At 72.3% G+C, this 16,085-nt stretch carries 17 protein-coding genes; 8 read left to right on the forward strand and 9 right to left on the reverse strand.

The window, feature by feature from the left end; translation table 11 throughout:
• The coding region (locus ABZT03_RS23670; protein WP_356042334.1) for a maltotransferase domain-containing protein at nucleotides 1-572 on the reverse strand (572 nt) is incomplete at its 3' end.
• Nucleotides 573-642: 70 nt separating this feature from the next.
• Nucleotides 643-942, reverse strand: coding sequence for a DUF5133 domain-containing protein (locus ABZT03_RS23675; protein ID WP_356042336.1), 300 nt, complete (start codon nucleotides 940-942; stop codon nucleotides 643-645).
• A gap of 300 nt (nucleotides 943-1,242) precedes the next feature.
• Here ABZT03_RS23675 and ABZT03_RS23680 point away from each other — a divergent pair, with 300 nt between their 5' ends.
• Both ABZT03_RS23680 and glgX read left to right on the forward strand, forming a co-directional pair.
• Nucleotides 1,243-1,755, forward strand: a complete 513-nt coding sequence (locus tag ABZT03_RS23680) for a pep a2 (RefSeq protein ID WP_356042338.1) — start codon at nucleotides 1,243-1,245, stop codon at nucleotides 1,753-1,755.
• Nucleotides 1,752-3,896 (forward strand): glycogen debranching protein GlgX, encoded by a 2,145-nt coding sequence (gene glgX / locus ABZT03_RS23685; RefSeq protein ID WP_356042339.1) that lies wholly within the window; start codon nucleotides 1,752-1,754, stop codon nucleotides 3,894-3,896. The genes ABZT03_RS23680 and glgX overlap by 4 nt, the downstream gene beginning before the upstream one ends.
• 329 nt (nucleotides 3,897-4,225) lie before the next feature.
• Here the strand turns inward: glgX and ABZT03_RS23690 are convergent, their stop codons facing one another.
• Entirely contained in the window at nucleotides 4,226-5,029 is an 804-nt protein-coding gene (locus ABZT03_RS23690) for a VOC family protein (RefSeq protein ID WP_356042341.1), read from the reverse strand.
• A gap of 208 nt (nucleotides 5,030-5,237) precedes the next feature.
• Between ABZT03_RS23690 and ABZT03_RS23695 the strand changes: the two genes are divergently transcribed.
• A complete protein-coding gene (locus ABZT03_RS23695) occupies nucleotides 5,238-5,570 on the forward strand; it encodes an ANTAR domain-containing protein (RefSeq protein ID WP_356042342.1) in 333 nt (110 codons plus the stop codon).
• Between the two features lie 29 nt (nucleotides 5,571-5,599).
• Here ABZT03_RS23695 and ABZT03_RS23700 read toward each other — a convergent pair whose 3' ends face one another.
• A complete protein-coding gene (locus ABZT03_RS23700; protein WP_356042344.1) occupies nucleotides 5,600-6,391 on the reverse strand; it encodes a SigB/SigF/SigG family RNA polymerase sigma factor in 792 nt (263 codons plus the stop codon).
• Nucleotides 6,392-6,845: 454 nt separating this feature from the next.
• On the opposite strand from ABZT03_RS23700, the gene ABZT03_RS23705 reads away from it, so the two are divergent.
• Nucleotides 6,846-7,358 (forward strand): hypothetical protein, encoded by a 513-nt coding sequence (locus ABZT03_RS23705; protein WP_356042346.1) that lies wholly within the window; start codon nucleotides 6,846-6,848, stop codon nucleotides 7,356-7,358.
• Between the two features lie 136 nt (nucleotides 7,359-7,494).
• Here ABZT03_RS23705 and hemC read toward each other — a convergent pair whose 3' ends face one another.
• From hemC to ABZT03_RS23725, 4 genes are all read right to left on the reverse strand, one after another.
• Nucleotides 7,495-8,430: a hydroxymethylbilane synthase gene (hemC, locus tag ABZT03_RS23710; protein WP_356042348.1), complete on the reverse strand. Its 936-nt coding sequence runs from the start codon at nucleotides 8,428-8,430 to the stop codon at nucleotides 7,495-7,497.
• A gap of 149 nt (nucleotides 8,431-8,579) precedes the next feature.
• Nucleotides 8,580-9,359 carry an NPP1 family protein gene (locus ABZT03_RS23715; RefSeq protein WP_356042350.1) on the reverse strand — a complete coding sequence of 260 codons (780 nt, stop codon included), beginning with the start codon at nucleotides 9,357-9,359 and terminating at the stop codon, nucleotides 8,580-8,582.
• Between the two features lie 138 nt (nucleotides 9,360-9,497).
• Entirely contained in the window at nucleotides 9,498-10,478 is a 981-nt protein-coding gene (locus ABZT03_RS23720; RefSeq protein ID WP_356042352.1) for an ATP-dependent DNA ligase, read from the reverse strand.
• 223 nt (nucleotides 10,479-10,701) lie between these two features.
• On the reverse strand, nucleotides 10,702-11,451 hold the full coding sequence (locus tag ABZT03_RS23725; RefSeq protein WP_356042354.1) for an SDR family oxidoreductase: 750 nt from the start codon (nucleotides 11,449-11,451) through the stop codon (nucleotides 10,702-10,704).
• Between the two features lie 113 nt (nucleotides 11,452-11,564).
• On the opposite strand from ABZT03_RS23725, the gene ABZT03_RS23730 reads away from it, so the two are divergent.
• Nucleotides 11,565-12,245, forward strand: coding sequence for a TetR/AcrR family transcriptional regulator (locus tag ABZT03_RS23730; protein WP_356042356.1), 681 nt, complete (start codon nucleotides 11,565-11,567; stop codon nucleotides 12,243-12,245).
• Between the two features lie 496 nt (nucleotides 12,246-12,741).
• Here ABZT03_RS23730 and ABZT03_RS23735 read toward each other — a convergent pair whose 3' ends face one another.
• Nucleotides 12,742-14,223, reverse strand: coding sequence for an MFS transporter (locus ABZT03_RS23735; protein WP_356042358.1), 1,482 nt, complete (start codon nucleotides 14,221-14,223; stop codon nucleotides 12,742-12,744).
• A gap of 356 nt (nucleotides 14,224-14,579) precedes the next feature.
• Between ABZT03_RS23735 and ABZT03_RS23740 the strand changes: the two genes are divergently transcribed.
• From ABZT03_RS23740 to ABZT03_RS23750, 3 genes are all read left to right on the forward strand, one after another.
• Nucleotides 14,580-15,095 carry a MarR family transcriptional regulator gene (locus ABZT03_RS23740; RefSeq protein WP_356042360.1) on the forward strand — a complete coding sequence of 172 codons (516 nt, stop codon included), beginning with the start codon at nucleotides 14,580-14,582 and terminating at the stop codon, nucleotides 15,093-15,095.
• A gap of 93 nt (nucleotides 15,096-15,188) precedes the next feature.
• Nucleotides 15,189-15,584 carry a DoxX family protein gene (locus ABZT03_RS23745; protein WP_356042362.1) on the forward strand — a complete coding sequence of 132 codons (396 nt, stop codon included), beginning with the start codon at nucleotides 15,189-15,191 and terminating at the stop codon, nucleotides 15,582-15,584.
• On the forward strand, nucleotides 15,581-16,048 hold the full coding sequence (locus ABZT03_RS23750; RefSeq protein ID WP_356042363.1) for a peroxiredoxin: 468 nt from the start codon (nucleotides 15,581-15,583) through the stop codon (nucleotides 16,046-16,048). Before ABZT03_RS23745 ends, ABZT03_RS23750 begins: the two co-directional genes overlap by 4 nt.
• Nucleotides 16,049-16,085: the final 37 nt, after the last annotated feature.

Below are 16,085 nucleotides of genomic sequence, written 5' to 3' on the forward strand. Positions count from 1 at the left end.
AGCAACTCCCGCGACGCCGACGCGCTCACGTACTCACGCAGCGGATACCGCGCCAGCACCGCGTCCACCTCCGGCGTCAACGCCGCCGCCAGCCGCGTGGCGACCGGCAGGGTGTCGTCGCGCAGCGTCCGCGCCGCGGCCATGACCGCCGTACGCGAGGGGCCGTCCGGTACTCCCGAGGCCGCCCGCGCGTACAGGTCCGCGCCCTCCTCCAGGACCAGCCCGGTGTCGATGCCCGCCGGGACCTTGATCCGGGCGACATGGCGCCAGGTGGCCACCGGGTCGCCCCACGCCTCGACGCGGTAGGTCCAGCGGCCCACCGCGTCCGGGGTGATGGCGGCTCCCCACCGGTCGGAGCCCGGGGCCAGTTCGCGCATCGGGGTCCAGGGTCCGTGCGTTCCGTCCGGACCGGTCAGGACGACGTTGGCGCCGACGGCGTCGTGTCCCTCGCGGAAGACCGTCGCCGAGACCTGGAAGGTCTCTTCGGCGACCGCCTTCGCCGGACGCCTGCCGCACTCCACGGCCGGACGGACATCGCGCACCGGGATACGGCCGATCGGGGTCGAACTCATGGGTGTCACCTCCGCCGTGCTGAAGGCCGGGCCTGTTGGCCCGGCCGAGAACCGAGTTGCGCCGGAAGGGTCACCTTCCGGCGGGGGAGCGCCGGTCGGCCGCGGGCGGGCCCCGGCGGACCACGGCGCCCGGATGCGGCCGTTCGTCCTGCTCCCGCAGATAGGCCGACAGGGTCGTGCGCAGATACCGGTCGGCGGCGTCCGCAGCCTCGCGCGCACACCGCTTGCCCATCAGCACGCACAGCGTGTAGCCCGAGTCCTCGAACGTGGCGCGCAGATCCCGGTCGGCGGGAGCGGCGAGCATCATGCGTTCCCAGGCCCGGTACCGGCGCAGGTGGCGGGCGACTTCGTTCTTGGCCGGCAGCCGCATGGCGACGTTCACCTTTCAGGGTCTCGAAGGCACGTACTCCCGGCCGCCGGCCGGTCGCCGTGCGCACGCGGGCACGGTTCCGTCACGGGCAGCGAGGTCTTCACTCATGGTGCACGTACGGCGACCCAGCGTCTTGTTGGATTCTCAACCACCCCTCCGGTCGCTCGTGTTGCACGAATGGCGTAGCGCTCGCACTCTGGAGCTGACTCAGAAGCGACCAGTGCTCACGCTTCGTGTCCGGGGCCAGTCCCCGCAGGGGGCGAGGAGGAGCGAGAGCTTCGCCGGTGAGGAGCGACGACGATGAAGACCGCAGTGCCCTGCTACTACCACCTCGACGTGGAGGTCGGCCCCGAACGGGTCGGACAGGTCAGCCGCATTCTGGCCGCCCACCTCCGGTTCTGGGACCTGGAGAACCTGGTCGGACCCGTCTGCCACGGAGCCGAACTGCTGCTGAAGGCCATCGGCGAACACGCGACGGACAAGAACACGTCCATCGAGATGTGGTGGACCGGCCAGCACCTCATCACCGCCATCGGGGACAACAACCGGACCCTGCGCCCGGACCAGGAACTGCGCGCCTGCCTGGAGCGGATCGCCGCGATGAGCGACGGCTGGGGCTGCTGCACCACCGACACCGGCAGCAAGGTCATCTGGTTCTCGCAGCGGGCCCGGGCCGGCGAACGCGTCCCCCGGGTGCCGACCGCCCCCGCGCCCAGCCTGCGCGAAGGACTCCTGCTGCCCCACGAGGTCGCCGTCGCCCAACTGGCGGGCGCGGCGACTGCGCCGGACGGCGTACTGGTGGCCGCCCGGTGACCGCGCGCCGCAATCGGAAAGGGGTGTCCGCCTGGAGCGGGCACCCCTACCCGCTGGGTGCCGCCTACGACGGCGAGGGAACCAACTTCGCGCTGTTCAGCGAGGTCGCAGAGCGCGTCGACCTCGTGCTCGTCGACGAGGACGGCGGGCACCGCGAGGTGCGGCTGAGCGAGGTCGACGGCTTCGTGTGGCACGGCTTCGTGCCCGGTGTCGGACCGGGACAGCGCTACGGCTACCGGGTGCACGGCCCGTGGGCCCCCACGCTCGGACACCGCTGCAATCCGGCGAAGCTGCTGCTCGACCCGTACACCCGGGCGGTGGACGGACAGGCCGACAACCACGCCTCGCTCTTCGAACGCACCCCCGGTGGCCCCTCCCCGTCCGACAGCGCGGGACACACCATGCTCGGCGTGGTCACCGACCCGGCCTTCGACTGGGGCGAGGACCGGCCACCCAGACGGCCCTACGCCGACAGCGTGATCTACGAGGCCCACGTCCGCGGACTGACCGCGACCCACCCCGACGTCCCCCCGGAGCTCCGCGGCACCTACGCCGGTCTCGCGCACCCCGCGGTGCTCGACCACCTGACCTCGCTGGGCGTGACGGCCGTCGAACTCATGCCGGTGCACCAGTACGTCCAGGACGGCGTGCTCCACGACCGCGGACTGTCGAACCACTGGGGCTACAACACCATCGGCTTCTTCGCGCCGCACAACGCCTACGCCGCCCACGGCACCGACGGACAGCAGGTCACCGAGTTCAAGACCATGGTGAAGGCGCTGCACGCGGCCGGCCTCGAAGTCATCCTGGACGTCGTCTACAACCACACCGCCGAAGGCAACGAGAAGGGCCCGACCCTCTCCTTCCGCGGCCTCGACAACGCGTCGTACTACCGCCTGGTCGACGGCGACTGGGGGCACTACTACGACACCACCGGCACCGGCAACAGCCTGCTGATGCGCCACCCCTACGTGCTCCAGCTGATCATGGACTCGCTGCGCTACTGGGTCACCGAGATGCACGTCGACGGCTTCCGCTTCGACCTCGCGGCCACGCTCGCCCGGCAGTTCCACGAGGTCGACCGGCTGTCGGCGTTCTTCGACCTGATCCAGCAGGACCCGGTGATCAGCCGCGTCAAGCTGATCGCGGAACCGTGGGACGTCGGCGAGGGAGGCTACCAGGTCGGCAACTTCCCGCCCCTGTGGTCGGAGTGGAACGGCAAGTACCGGGACGCGGTACGGGACTTCTGGCGGACGGAACCGCACACGCTCGGCGAGTTCGCGTCCCGGCTCACCGGTTCCTCCGACCTGTACGCGCACAACGGACGCCGTCCCCGCGCCAGCGTCAACTTCGTGACCGCGCACGACGGTTTCACCCTGCGCGACCTGGTCTCCTACAACGACAAGCACAACGAGGCCAACGGCGAGGACAACCGGGACGGCGAGAGCGACAACCGGTCGTGGAACTGCGGGGCCGAGGGAGAGAGCGACGACCCCGCCGTGCTGGAACTGCGCGCCCGCCAGCAACGCAACTTCCTTGCCACGCTGCTACTTTCGCAGGGCATCCCGATGCTCTGCCACGGCGACGAACTCGGCCGCACCCAGCGCGGCAACAACAACGCCTACTGCCAGGACAACGCCGTGTCCTGGATCGACTGGGAGCTGACGGCGGAACAGGAGTCGCTGCGGGACTTCACCCGGTACGTCATCGGGCTGCGTGCCGAGCATCCCGTGCTGCGCCGCCGCCGGTTCTTCCTCGGCGAGACCGTCCGGCACGCCGGCCAGCCGCTTCCCGACCTCGTGTGGCTGCTGCCGGACGCGCGCGAGATGACGGACGAGGACTGGCAGCGCTCCGACGCGCACAGCGTCGGGGTCTTCCTCAACGGCGACGCCATCGCCGAGCCCGGGCCGCGCGGCCGGCCCGTGGTGGACGACTCCTTCCTGCTCCTGCTCAACAGCTACTGGGAGCCGGTGGACTTCCGGCTGCCCGACATCACCTACGGCGAGCGCTGGACGACCCTGATCGACACCGGTGATCCGCTGGGCGGGCCCGACGAGTCGGAGCACAAGGCGGGCACGGAACTGACCGTCGAGGCACGGAGTCTGGTCCTGCTGTCGAGGCCCTCCCGCGGGACCCGCTGAGGGGCGGCGCCCGGTCGGCCGCGGTGACGCGCGGCCGACGCGGATGCGCCGGAGGTCACGACCGGTACCCGTACCCGTGCCGGTACCGGTGCCGGTGCGGGTGGCGCGAGGTCGGGGGCGGGGACGCGAAGTCGGGGGCGGTGACGCGAGGGCGGAGCCGTTGCGGTGGGGCGAAGTCGCCGCTCGCGGCGCCGGGCCACCACCGCGGGGCCGGGCTACCACCGGCGTCGTATCACCGCTCGTGGCGTCAGGTCACCGCTCGTGGCGTGATGTCGCCGCTCGTGGCGCCGGGCCACCACCGGCGTCGTATCACTGCCCGTGGCGACAGGTCACCGCTCGTGGCGTGAGGTCACGGTGAACTGGGCGCCGTCCTGATCGCGCAGTACGGCCTCGGTGCCGTTCTCGGCCAGGACACTGCCGCCGTGCCGCTCCGCCGCCCGGGCGCAGGTGGCCACGTCCGACACCGCGAAGTGGACCTGCCAGTGCGGCCGGACGGTGGGGTCGGGTGCCGAGCCCAGTGCCCCGGACTCGATACGCGCCACCACGTCACCCTCGTTGCGCAGCACCACCTCGCCGCCCTCGTACCCGACCTCGCAGCAGCCGCCGCTCTCCGACGCCCAGTCGAGGACCTCGCCGTAGAAGATGGCGGCGTCGAAGGCGTCGCGGGTGTGGAGCCGGATGAAGGCGGGCTGCGCGTGGCGCCACCTGTCCCAGTTGGCGACGAGCTGACCCTCCCATACGCCGAAGGTCGCGCCGTCCCGGTCGGCCAGCAGTGCGGCCCGTCCGGGCGGGAAGGAGATCGGGCCGACCGCCGCCGTACCGCCGCGCTCCTGCACCCGCGCCACCACCTGGTCCGCGTCGGGTACGGCGAAGTAAGCCGTCCAGGCCACCGCCATCTGCCACATGGAGGCCACCGCGGCGATCCCGGCGACGGGTGTGCCGTCCGCCAGCGCGACCCGGAACCGGTCGCCCAGCTGGGCCGTCCGCCACCGCCAGCCGAGCACGGCGGTGTAGAAGTCCTCGGTGGCCCCGACGTCACGGCTGGTCAGGCTCACCCAGCAGGGCGCCCCGAAGACGGAGTGGGTGGAGAAGACGTCGGTCGTGCCGGCGGAGAGTCTCGAGTCGTGCGTCATGGCAGTCGTGTCCTGGTCTCGTCGGCCCGGGCCCGGGGTCTCACCCCAGTCTCCGGCCGGAACCCGCTGGTCCGCCTGCCGAGTACCCCGGCGGCTGCGTCGAAACGGTGACGCGACCGGCTCACGCCCGGGGCGGCGGGACCGTCCCGGGCGGTGACACGACCGGCTCACGAACGGATGCGGGGGCCCCCGGTGACAAGATGGACAGGTGGCATCGACCTCTCGCGAACCCGTGGAGGAGGGGGACCGCATCTGCCGGCTGCAGGAAGAGGTACAGCAGCTGAAGGAGGCCGTCGCCTCGCACGCTGTCGTGGACCAGGCGATCGGCATGATCGTCGCGCTCGGCAGAGTCACCCCCCGGCAGGCGTGGCAGGTGCTGAAGGACGTGTCGCAGCACACCAACATCAAACTGCGCAACGTCGCCGACCTGATCCTCGTCTGGGGGCGGGCCGGGGTGATGCCCGAGCAGATCCGTGCCGAACTCGAGGACGCCCTCGACCGGCACGGCCCCTCGCAGGTACCGGGCACGCCCGAGGGCTGAGAAGACGCCGGGACCGTTCCGCAGCGTCGTCAGCGGCTCTCGTTGAGGACCTCGTCGCGGAGGCGGTCGAAGCAGCCGCTGAGCAGCCGGGAGACATGCATCTGTGAGATCCCGAGCCGCTCCGCGATCGCGCTCTGCGTCATCCCCTTGTAGAAGCGCAGGTAGAGGATCGTGCGCTCACGCTCCGGCAGCGCGTCCAGACAGGGCCGGACGGCCACCCGGTCGACCACGACGTCGTACCCCGGGTCCGGCCGGCCGATGGTGTCCGCCAGCGCGTACCCGTCGGTGCCGGGCATCTCGGCCTCCAGCGACAGCGTGGAGAAGCACTCCAGGGCCTCCATGCCGGTGCGCACCTCGTCCTCGCTCAGCTGCGTGAACGCGGCGATCTCGGTGACGGACGGGCCCTGCCCCGACGTGGTCGGCGACAGCTCCTTCATCGCCTGGCGCACCCGGTTGCGCAGGTCCTGGACCCGGCGCGGCACATGCAGCGTCCACAGGTGGTCGCGGAAGTGGCGTTTGATCTCCCCGGTGACGGTGGGCACGGCGTACGCCTCGAAGCGGCTTCCGTGGTCGGGGTCGTAGTGGTCGACCGCCTTGACCAGGCCCAGCGCGGCCACCTGGTAGAGGTCCTCCAGGGCCTCGCCGCGTCCCCGGAACCGGACCGCGATCCGCTCCGCCATGGGCAGCCACAGCCGGATCAGTTCGTCCCGGAGCGCCTTGCGCTGCGGACCCTCGGGCAGTGCCGCCAGCCGGACGAACGCCTCGATGGTGTCGGGGGCGTCGTCGTGCGGATGCGGCTTCGTTCTGGTGGTGATGCGCATGGCACGCACCTCCTCGACGGGTGCTGAAGGGACAGACACCGCGGGAGACGCGCCCCGGACCGGACGTAAGGACCGGGGACCGAGTGCCGACTCCCGCCGAACGTGCCTCCTGTCCGAAGCACTGGAATTCGGATTCCCTCGGTCTCCCCGTCGAAACAAATCGGGCCATTAACGGTCAATAGGTACTCTCCTGGGTCGCCCGGTGGGACCGCCGCACCCGGCATCGCGGCGGCCTTCTCGCCCCTCGGACGGCCGGCCCGTTGATCATGCGACGGAACGTGATGTGCGGCACGCCCGCGGACACCGTTGTCGGCCCGGCCGGGGGATTCTTCCTGCGCACGGCTTGATCACCGATCAAGGGGACGAATTCGCTGGCCACAGCGCATTCCGCTCATTTGACAGTGCGCTGAGCCCACAGATAGGAAGCAGCTCTCTGAGGTCGAAGAGGTGCACCGTGTACGAGCCGAACGTGGTCGGGGACTGGCAGGAGTACGACGAACATGCCGGTCTGCGTGTCCGCGTCCACCGTCTGGAGGCGGGCGACCCGCCGCGCGGGCGGGACGACGCCGCCGAGGGACTCACGTACTTCAGTCTCAGGGTGACCGTGGAGAACCGCGGCAGCCGGCACTTCGGCATCCACCTGGAGGACGGCCAGATCGACGTCCGGGTCGGCTCCGACGGGGAGAGCGCGTTCATCGACTGGCGCAACACCCAGTTCATCGAGGGCTTCGACGTCCATCCGCTGCGCCGGGCCACCGCCGTGCTCTACGCGGCCGGTCCGGAGGCGGCCCTGGGTCAGGTCGACGTCCAGATCCAGCTGCGGGTCGACGAGGAGTGGACCGACCGCCGGCTGTGGGCCGGAGGCATCGGCGTCGACGAGCAGCGCGCCCACGCGGCGGGGCGGGAGAGCCTCGCGCACCAGGTGAGCAACTTCCTGCGGGACCAGGCGGAGGAAGGCACCGCCTGACCGTGGGTCCCGCCTGACCGTCCGCCCCCGGCCGCCTTCGTCCGACGGTCAGGCGCCCGACTGGCCCCGGGCGCTCGGCGGCCGGCCTCCGGCGGGCCCGGTCCGGCGCCCGACCTCCCGAGGGCGGACCGCCTGCTCAGTGCGGGATACCGTCGATGATCTCGCGGGCGCCCTGACGCAGCAGGGCCACGGCGACCGAGGTGCCGAGGGTGGCCGGGTCCAGCCGTCCCGCCCACTCGTGGGCGTTCAGCCGGGTCTTGCCGTCCGGGGTGAACACACAGGCCCGCAGGGACAGCTCACCGGTGCCGTCCACCTTCGCGTAGCCGGCGATCGGGCTGTTGCAGTGGCCCTGGAGGACGTGCAGGAACATGCGTTCCGCGGTCGCCTCCCGGTGGGTGTCCGGGTCGCCGAGCTCACTGACCGCGTCGATGACGTCGAGGTCGCCCTCGCGGCACTGGAGGGCGAGGACGCCCGCGCCGATCGGCGGCATCATCGTCTCGGGGGAGAGGACGTCGCTGATCACGTCCTGCCGGCCGATGCGCTCCAGACCGGAGACCGCGAGCAGCAGGGCGTCCGCCTCGCCGGCCGCCAGCTTCTCCAGCCGCCGGTTGGCGTTGCCGCGGAACGGCACGCAGTCCAGGTGCGGGTGACTGGCCGCCAGCTGGGCGACCCGGCGGACCGAGGAGGTGCCCACGCGTGTCTTGGCGGGCAGTTCGTCCAGGGTGAGCCCGCCCGGGTGGACCAGGGCGTCGCGGATGTCGTCCCGCCGCAGGAACGCGGCGAACGTGGTGCCCGCCGGGAGCGGCCGGTCGGCCGGCACGTCCTTGACGCAGTGGACGGCGAGATCGGCCTCCCTGGCCAGCAGCGCCGCGTCCACCTCCTTGGTGAACGCGCCCTTGCCCTCGACCAGGGACAGATCGCCCAGCCACTTGTCCCCGGTCGTCCTCACCGGCACGACCTCGGTGCGCACACCGGGGTGACGCAGGGCCAACTCGGCGCGTACCCGCTCCACTTGGGCGAGAGCCATCGGGGAGTCGCGGGAGACGATACGGATCAGTTCGGGCACAGACATGCGGACACGATAGACCTTCGGGGAGGTACGTCCGTGCCGTAACGCCCGCTTCCAGGCGGTGGTCCCGGTCACTGCCGTCGCGGTCGGCACACCGCCCGGAAGGCGTCCCGGGCCCGGGGCCTGCGCCCCGGGCCCGGTAGTCGCGCCGGTCAGGCGTTGGGGTCGAACGGGATTCCGGACGGTTTGGCCGACGAGAGGTGCGAGGCGAAGCTGCCGTCCTTCAGGCCGAAGTTGGCGCTGCCGAAGTTGTACGCGCTGAGCTTGTCCCGCAGGCCCGCGGGATAGCCGTTCCAGCCGACCAGCGGCGGGTACTGCCAGGTGTGCTTGTGGTTCTCCGGCGGCTCGTCGTTGGTGTTCGCCAGCCGGAAGCAGTGCGTGCCGATGCCGTCCTTGTGGTAGACGATCTTCGGGTGGGTGCCTTCGAAGCGCACGGTGGAGGCCGCGTGCACGGTGAACGAGCCGTGGTTGGAGGTCGACACGTACTGGACCTGGTCGTTCTGCACCCACACCACGACGTGCTCCCAGTCGTTGCGGTGCCCGCCGAGGCCGCTGCCCGCCACGGCCTGGTCCTTCTCGAAGTACAGCCCGTACATGTAGGCGCACCAGCCGTTGTTGCACTTGGAGCGCGAGTAGCCGTTGGTGTTGTCGAGGTCCGAGGCGTCGTGGCAGCTGCCGTTGAGCGCGCCGCTCGGGTTGAGGCCGCCGTTGACGGTGCCGTCGGGGCCGATGGCCGGTGTGGGGTAGCAGCCGTCGGTGTCGTAGTCGAAGGCGGGCTGGAAGGTGTTCTCGCCGGCCTCGGCGTTGGCCGGAAGGGCCGTCGGCGGGGCCGCGAAGGCGGCGGTGGGGAAGGCCACGACGAGAGCGACGGCTCCGGTGAGTCCGGTGAGCCATCTCCGCCGGTGCAGGGTGGACCTCTTCGAAGACGACACCGCGTCCTCCTTCTGGGGCGCAGCCCAACGGCTGTGGGGGGTAAGGGAGTTCAGCTTCCCGGCTTTTCACTGCCGCGCCAAGGGCCACGGGCGTACCCGATGTGAAGGGCAGTTCAACGGTTGGTTCCCGCCGCCCGGTCAGACGCTGTCGTCCGGGAGGTCCGCCGACGACTGCTCGGGGGTGAGGTCGGTGCGCAGCCGCAGCCAGGACGGTTGCCGCAGCATCCCGGCCCGGGTCCGGGTGCTGTAGCGGACCTCGCCGACCAGCAGGGGCCGCACCCAGTGGGCGCCCGCGACCGGCGGCACCGGGGTGAAGGGGCAGACATCGGTCGCGGCGTCCCGCAGCAGTTCGGCCAGGCGCAGACGTTCGCCCTCGCTCCAGCCGGTGCCCACGCCGCCGACGTACCGCAGGGTCCCGGCGGCGCGCTGGCCGACCAGGACGGCGCCCGGCAGTCCGGTGAGTCTGCCCCGGCCGGGCAGCCAGCCGCCGACCACGACGTCCTCGCTGCGCATGTTGCGGATCTTGATCCAGGCGCGTGAGCGCACACCGGCTTCGTACACCGAGTCCAGCCGCTTGCAGACCAGGCCCTCCAGGCCGTGTTCGCGGGTGGCGCGCAGCGCCTGAACGCCGTGTCCGACGATCGCGGCGGGGGTCGACCAGGAGGGTCCGGCGAGGTCCAGCTCCTCCAGCTGCCGGCGCCGCCGCGCGTAACGCACCGGGAGCAGGGGGCTCCCGCCCAGGTGCATCACATCGAACAGCACCAGGTGCGCCGGGACCTCCGCGGCCCGGCGCGCGGCCCTGCCGGGGGCGTGCGCGAGGCCCATCCGGGACTGCAGCAGCTGGAAGTCGGCGCGGCCCCGCGCGTCCAGGGCGAGGATCTCCCCGTCCAGCACGGCGGGCGTGGTGCCCAGGGCGCCGCCCAGTGCGTGCAGTTCGGGGTAGGCGGCGGTGATGTCCTCCCCGGACCGGGCGCGGAGCGTCACGCTGCCGTCCCCGGGCAGGTAGACCACGGCGCGCTGGCCGTCCTGCTTGGTCTCGTAGGCCCAGCGGGTGTCCTCGGCGGCGGGCGGCAGGGAGCCGGGCGTGGCGAGCATGGGGGCGATCGGCGGGAGGCGCACTGCTCAGTTCTCGACGCCTCCACCCCGCGGCACGCCCCGCGGCGGGGCATTTCGCCTGAACGGCGTCAGCCGGCGTCAGCCGGCGTCGCCGTCGGGAGGAGGGGTGGTGCGGCGCGTCCGGCGAGGCGGTGACGGGAGTGGGGGTGCGGTGCGTCAGGCGGACCGGTGACGAGAGGGGGCGCGGAGCGTCACGAGAGCCGGTGACGGGAGGGGGTGCGGCGCGTCAGACGATGCCGCCGTTCGCCCGCAGCACCTGCCCGTTGACCCAGCGGCCGGCCGGACCGACGAGGAACGACACGACGGAGGCGATGTCCTCGGGCGTCCCCAGGCGCTCCAGCGGGGCCTGCGCGGCGAGGCGGGCGACGGTCTCCTCGTCCTTGCCGTCGAGGAACAGCTCGGTGGCGGTGGGGCCGGGCGCGACGGCGTTGACGGTCACGTCACGGCCGCGCATCTCCCGGGCGAGGATCAGGGTCAGGGCCTCGACCGCGCCCTTGCTCGCGGCGTAGGCGCCGTAGCCGGGGAAGGCGAGCGCGAGTACCGAGGTGGAGAAGTTGACGAGCGCGCCGCCGGGGCGCAGCCTGCGGGCCGCCTGTTGGTCGACGACGAACGTGCCGCGGATGTTGGTGCGGTACAGGGCGTCGAGCTCGGCGAGGTCGAGGTCCACGACGGGGGACAGCGGCATCCGGCCGGCCGCGTGCACGACGGCGTCGACTCCGCCGTACGTGTTCTGCGCCAGGTCGAACACGGCCGCGACGGCGTCCTCGTCGGCGACGTCCGCCCGGGCGGCGACGGCGCTGCCGCCGGCCGTCTCGATGGTGCGCACGACGTCGTCGGCCGCGTCCTGGTTGCCCGCGTACCCGACGACGACGGCGAATCCGTCGGCGGCGAGCCGCTGGGCGACCTGGCGTCCGATGCCGCGCGATCCACCGGTCACGATCGCGACGCGCTGCTTGGCGGTGGGCTGAGTGGTCATGACTGCATCCTTTGTTAGCGGCGCTACGTTCTTCTCGTATCGACGGTAACACAGAGTCGTAGCGTTGCTATTCCTCTTTCGTATCGGTGCTACGAATGGCGTACGGTGGACCCATGAACGCGCGGGAGAAGATCTTGGAAGCGGCCACGGCCCTGCTGGCCGAGGCGCCGGTCGCCGACGTCTCCACCCGCGCCGTCTGCGAGGCGGCGGGGGTCGGGGCGCCGATGCTGTACCGCCTCTTCGGCGACAAGGCGGGGCTGCTGGCCGCGGTCGTGGACCGCGGGTTCGAGGAGTACCTCGCCTCCAAGCGGGCCGCCCGCCCCGGCGAGGACCCCGTCGAGGACCTGCGGCACGGCTGGGACAACCACATGCGTTTCGCGCTGGAACACCCCAACCACTACCGCCTGATGTACTCGCCCGGACTGACCGCCCCGCCCGCGGCGGCCCAGGAGGCGCACGCCCTGCTCCACGGCATCCTGGAGCGCTGCGCGGCCGCCGGACGCCTGACCGTGCCGCCCGCCCTCGCCACCCGGGTGATCATGTCCGCGAACGTCGGAGCCGCGCTGTCCCTGCTCACCAGACCGGAGCAGTACCCCGACGCCGGTTTCTCCGCCCGGTTGCGGGACTCCGTCATCGACTCACTGACCCGCCCCGCCGAGCCCGGGGAGCCGGAGGGCGTCCCCGGCGCGGCCGCCACCCTCGCGGCCCGCCTGCGGGCACGACCGCCGCGGTCGTTCACGGCGGTCGAGGCGGCTCTCCTCCAGCAGTGGCTGGACAAGCTCGCGGAGAACTGACGGCTCCACCGCGCGGCGGCGGCGGCGCGGCCCGCACCGGGCCCGACCGGTGGGCCGGCGCGACGAGTCGGGGGCCGCGGGTGCCCGGCTTCGGGGAGCCGTGGGGGCCGGCATGCGCCTGGCACGGCCGTGCCAGGCGGGTGTGGCCGCTCCGGTGTGCTTGGGGCCGCGTCCGGGCGGGCTTTGGACTGTCTGTCGTCCTCGGCCTGTCGTGCGGACCTTGCGGCGCGGACGCGCGTGCCCTGCCCCGCGTCCCGCCGTACGACCCGAACGACGGGCCTGGCACCGGCTGCGGCCGGTCGGGGTGCCGCGACGCGTGTGCCTGCCGCGTCGGCCACAGCCGCGCATGCCCGCGCGGTCGCGGGACCGGACCTCGTACGGCCGTGTCGTCCCGGGGCTGCGTTCCGGTCCGCCGCGGACGTGCCGAAGTCCTGTCAGGCGACCGCGGCCCGGTGACCGCGGACCCTGGTGGGCTCGCGGTCACCGGGCCGTGTCCTCAGCGCGCCGAGGGTGCGTCCGCCGTCGTCTCCGCGGCCGTGGGCGCCACCGCCGCGGTCACGGCGACGCGCTGGCGCGGGATGAAGGAGGCCACGGCGCAGGCGAGCAGAGCCGCCCCGGCGCCGAGGGCCATCACCGTCCTGAAGCCGTTCTCCGAGGGCAGGGCGTAGCCGCCGAAGTCGACGGTCATGTGGGACAGGATGACGCCCGCGATCGCGCTGGCCACCGACGTGCCGATGGACCGCATCAGGGTGTTGAGGCTGTTCGCGGCGGCCGTCTCGCTCGCCGGCACCGCGCCCATGATGAGGGCGGGCATAGAGCCGTAGGTGAAGCCGATACCGGCGCCGATCACACAGGACACCAGGACCAGATGCCAGACCTCGGACATCAGCACGATGTCGATGCCGTAGCCCGCCGCCACGATCAGCGCGCCGATCATCAGGGTGACCTTGGGGCCCCTGGCCTTGGAAACGGCGGCGGACACCGGGGCGGTGGCCATCATGACCAGGCCGGACGGCGCCATGACCAGACCGGCGGTCAGCAGCGACCGGCCCAGCCCGTAGCCGGTCTGCGCGGGGAGCTGCAGGAGCTGCGGCAGGACCAGGGACATCGCGAACATCGAGAAGCCGATCGCGATCGAGGCGAGGTTCGTGACCAGCACCTGGCGCCGGGCGGTGGTGCGCAGGTCGACGAGCGGCTGGTCGGTGCGCAGTTCGAAGACGCCCCACACCACCAGCACGACCACGGCCGTCACGAACAGGCCCAGCGTGGTGCCGCTGCCCCAGCCCCAGTCGGCGCCCTTGGAGACCGCCAGCAGCAGGCACACCAGTCCGGTGGCCATGCCCAGGGCGCCGATCACGTCGAAGCGGCCTCCGCTGCGCACCGGCGACTCGGGCACGGTCAGCAGGACCAGCACGAAGGCGATCACGCCCATCGCGGCGGAGCTCCAGAACAGCATGTGCCAGTCGAAGTGGTCGGCGATCAGTGCGGCGGTCGGCAGACCGAGGGCGCCGCCGACGCCCAGGGAGGCGCTCATCAGGGCGGTGGAGCCGGCCAGCCGCTCGGCGGGCAGTTCGTCGCGCATGATGCTGATGCCGAGGGGGATGACGCCGGACGCCATGCCCTGCAGCGCGCGGCCGACGACCAGCGGGACCAGCTGGTCGCTGAGCGCGCACACCACGGAGCCGGTCACCAGCAGGACGACGCTGACCAGCAGCATCCGGCGCTTGCCGAACATGTCGCCGAGGCGGCCCACCACGGGGACGGCGACCGCGCCGGCCAGCAGCGTGGCCGTGACCGCCCAGGCGGTGTCGGACGCGGGGGCGTCGAGCAGCTTGGGCAGCTCGGGCACGATCGGGATGACCAGGGTCTGCATCAGCGCGACGACGATTCCGGCGAAGGCCAGCACCGCCACCACGGCGTTCGTCCGCGGCGGTGGGCCGCCTCCGGCGTCGCCGGGTCGGGCAGGGGCGTCGGACATGAAGGAGCCTCCGGAGGTGGTGGACGGGCCGAACTCGCGACGGGCGACTGAACTCGACCGAAGTTAAGTCAGATGCTTGACTTACTTTAGTACCCGGGAGCTGTCGGCCGATCACGGCGGAGGCGCGGGGTGTGGAACGCGCGTCAGCGGCGTTGTCGTCGGTCGCCGGCGCTCCAGCCCCGCGGGGCACATGGCAGGACGCGGTCACGGGTCCGGCCGACGCGATCCCCGGCATGTGGACGGCGCCCGTCACCGCGGAGGAGTGGCGGTGGCGGGAGGTTTCGGCCCGATGTCGCGCGCGGGGACGGCATCCGTAGATTACTTGAGTTACGCAACAAGATGGTAAAGTGGGTCACATGTCCACCTCACCGCTGCCCGATGTCCCCGCGTCCCCGGAAGTCGTCGAGATCGAACGCGCACTGACCCGGATCACGTACCTGAGCACCCGGGCCCGGCAGCACGAGCGGCTGATGGCGCTGGCCGGCGTGCCGCTCGACCGGGCCGCCGTGGCGCTGCTGCGCCGGATCGCCGACTCCGAGCCGCTGCGTCCGGGAGAACTGGCCAACCGGCTGGGGGTCGAGGCGTCCCACGTCACGCGCACCGTGCAGCAGTTGCAGAAGTCCGGTTACGTCACCCGGGTGCCCGACCCGGAGGACCGGCGTGCGCAGCGCGTGCAGCTCACCGAGGCGGGTCAGGTGGCCGTCGACCGCGTCCGCGAGGCGGGCTCCCGGGGCATGATGCTGGCGCTGGCCGACTGGTCGCCCGAGGATCTGCGGCAGCTCGCCACCCTCTTCCACCGCATGGTCGACGACTTCCTCTCGCACGCGGAGGACGGGGCCGAGCGGGCCGCCGACCCCACGAGGACCGGCTGACCCGCGCGGTGACACCGGTCGGGGGCGACGCGGTGGTCACACCCGCAACTACCGTCCAGTAATATCGCGCGGCAGGTCATCAGAGGAGGAACCGTGTCACGGTCCGAACGCTCGCCCCTGCTGCTCGCCGGCCTGCTGGCCACCGCGGGTGTCGCCCACTTCGCCTCACCACGTCAGTTCGACGCCACGATTCCCCGGTCGCTGCCCGGCTCGCCCAGGGTCTGGACGTACGCCAGCGGCGCCGTCGAACTGGCGCTGGCCGCCGGTCTCGCGGTGCCCCGCACCCGCAAGGCCACCGCGCTGACCGCCGCCGCGTTCTTCGTCGGCGTCTTCCCCGCCAACGTCAAGATGGCCGTGGACTGGCGCCACCGCCCCACCCCGCTGAAGGCCGCGGCCCTCGGACGGCTGCCGCTCCAGGTGCCCCTCGTGCTGTGGGCCCGCGGCGTCGCCCGGAACGCCGCCGCGGCGAACGCGGGAGGACGGTCGTGAGCGGGCTCCCGGAGGTCGGCGACACGGTCGAGGACTTCTCGCTGCCCGACGAGACCGGCACCGACCGCAGCCTCTCCGGACTGCTCGCCGACGGGCCGGTGGTGCTGTTCTTCTACCCGGCGGCCCTGACGGCGGGCTGCACCGCGGAGGCCTGCCACTTCCGTGATCTCGCCGCCGAGTTCGCCGCGGCCGGCGCGCGGCCGGTCGGCATCAGCGGAGACGCCGTCGAACGCCAGCAGGAGTTCGCCGGAGAGCACCACCTCGGCATGCCGCTGCTGTCCGACGCCGACGGCGCGGTCCGCGAGAGGTTCGGCGTCAGGCGCGGGTTCTCCCTGGCACCCACCAAGCGGGTCACCTTCGTGATCGCGCCGGACCGGACGGTCGTCGAGGTCGTCCGCAGCGAGCTGCGGATGAACACCCACGCCGACCGGGCCCTGGCAGCGCTGCGCGCCCACGGGAAGTGACCGGCGGCCCCCTCGGGCCGCACCGCGGTTGATGCGG

Origin of the sequence: Streptomyces sp. NPDC005574, from assembly GCF_040605435.1 — a bacterium.
Classification (GTDB): domain Bacteria; phylum Actinomycetota; class Actinomycetes; order Streptomycetales; family Streptomycetaceae; genus Streptomyces.

Coding starts and splice junctions, on each gene's coding strand:
- ABZT03_RS23675 (WP_356042336.1), bottom strand. CDS start 942: ATGCGGCTGCCGGCCAAGAACGAAGTCGCCCGCCACCTGCGCCGGTAC.
- ABZT03_RS23680 (WP_356042338.1), top strand. CDS start 1,243: ATGAAGACCGCAGTGCCCTGCTACTACCACCTCGACGTGGAGGTCGGC.
- ABZT03_RS23690 (WP_356042341.1), bottom strand. CDS start 5,029: ATGACGCACGACTCGAGACTCTCCGCCGGCACGACCGACGTCTTCTCC.
- ABZT03_RS23700 (WP_356042344.1), bottom strand. CDS start 6,391: ATGCGCATCACCACCAGAACGAAGCCGCATCCGCACGACGACGCCCCC.
- hemC (WP_356042348.1), bottom strand. CDS start 8,430: ATGTCTGTGCCCGAACTGATCCGTATCGTCTCCCGCGACTCCCCGATG.
- ABZT03_RS23725 (WP_356042354.1), bottom strand. CDS start 11,451: ATGACCACTCAGCCCACCGCCAAGCAGCGCGTCGCGATCGTGACCGGT.
- ABZT03_RS23730 (WP_356042356.1), top strand. CDS start 11,565: ATGAACGCGCGGGAGAAGATCTTGGAAGCGGCCACGGCCCTGCTGGCC.
- ABZT03_RS23735 (WP_356042358.1), bottom strand. CDS start 14,223: ATGTCCGACGCCCCTGCCCGACCCGGCGACGCCGGAGGCGGCCCACCG.
- ABZT03_RS23740 (WP_356042360.1), top strand. CDS start 14,580: ATGTCCACCTCACCGCTGCCCGATGTCCCCGCGTCCCCGGAAGTCGTC.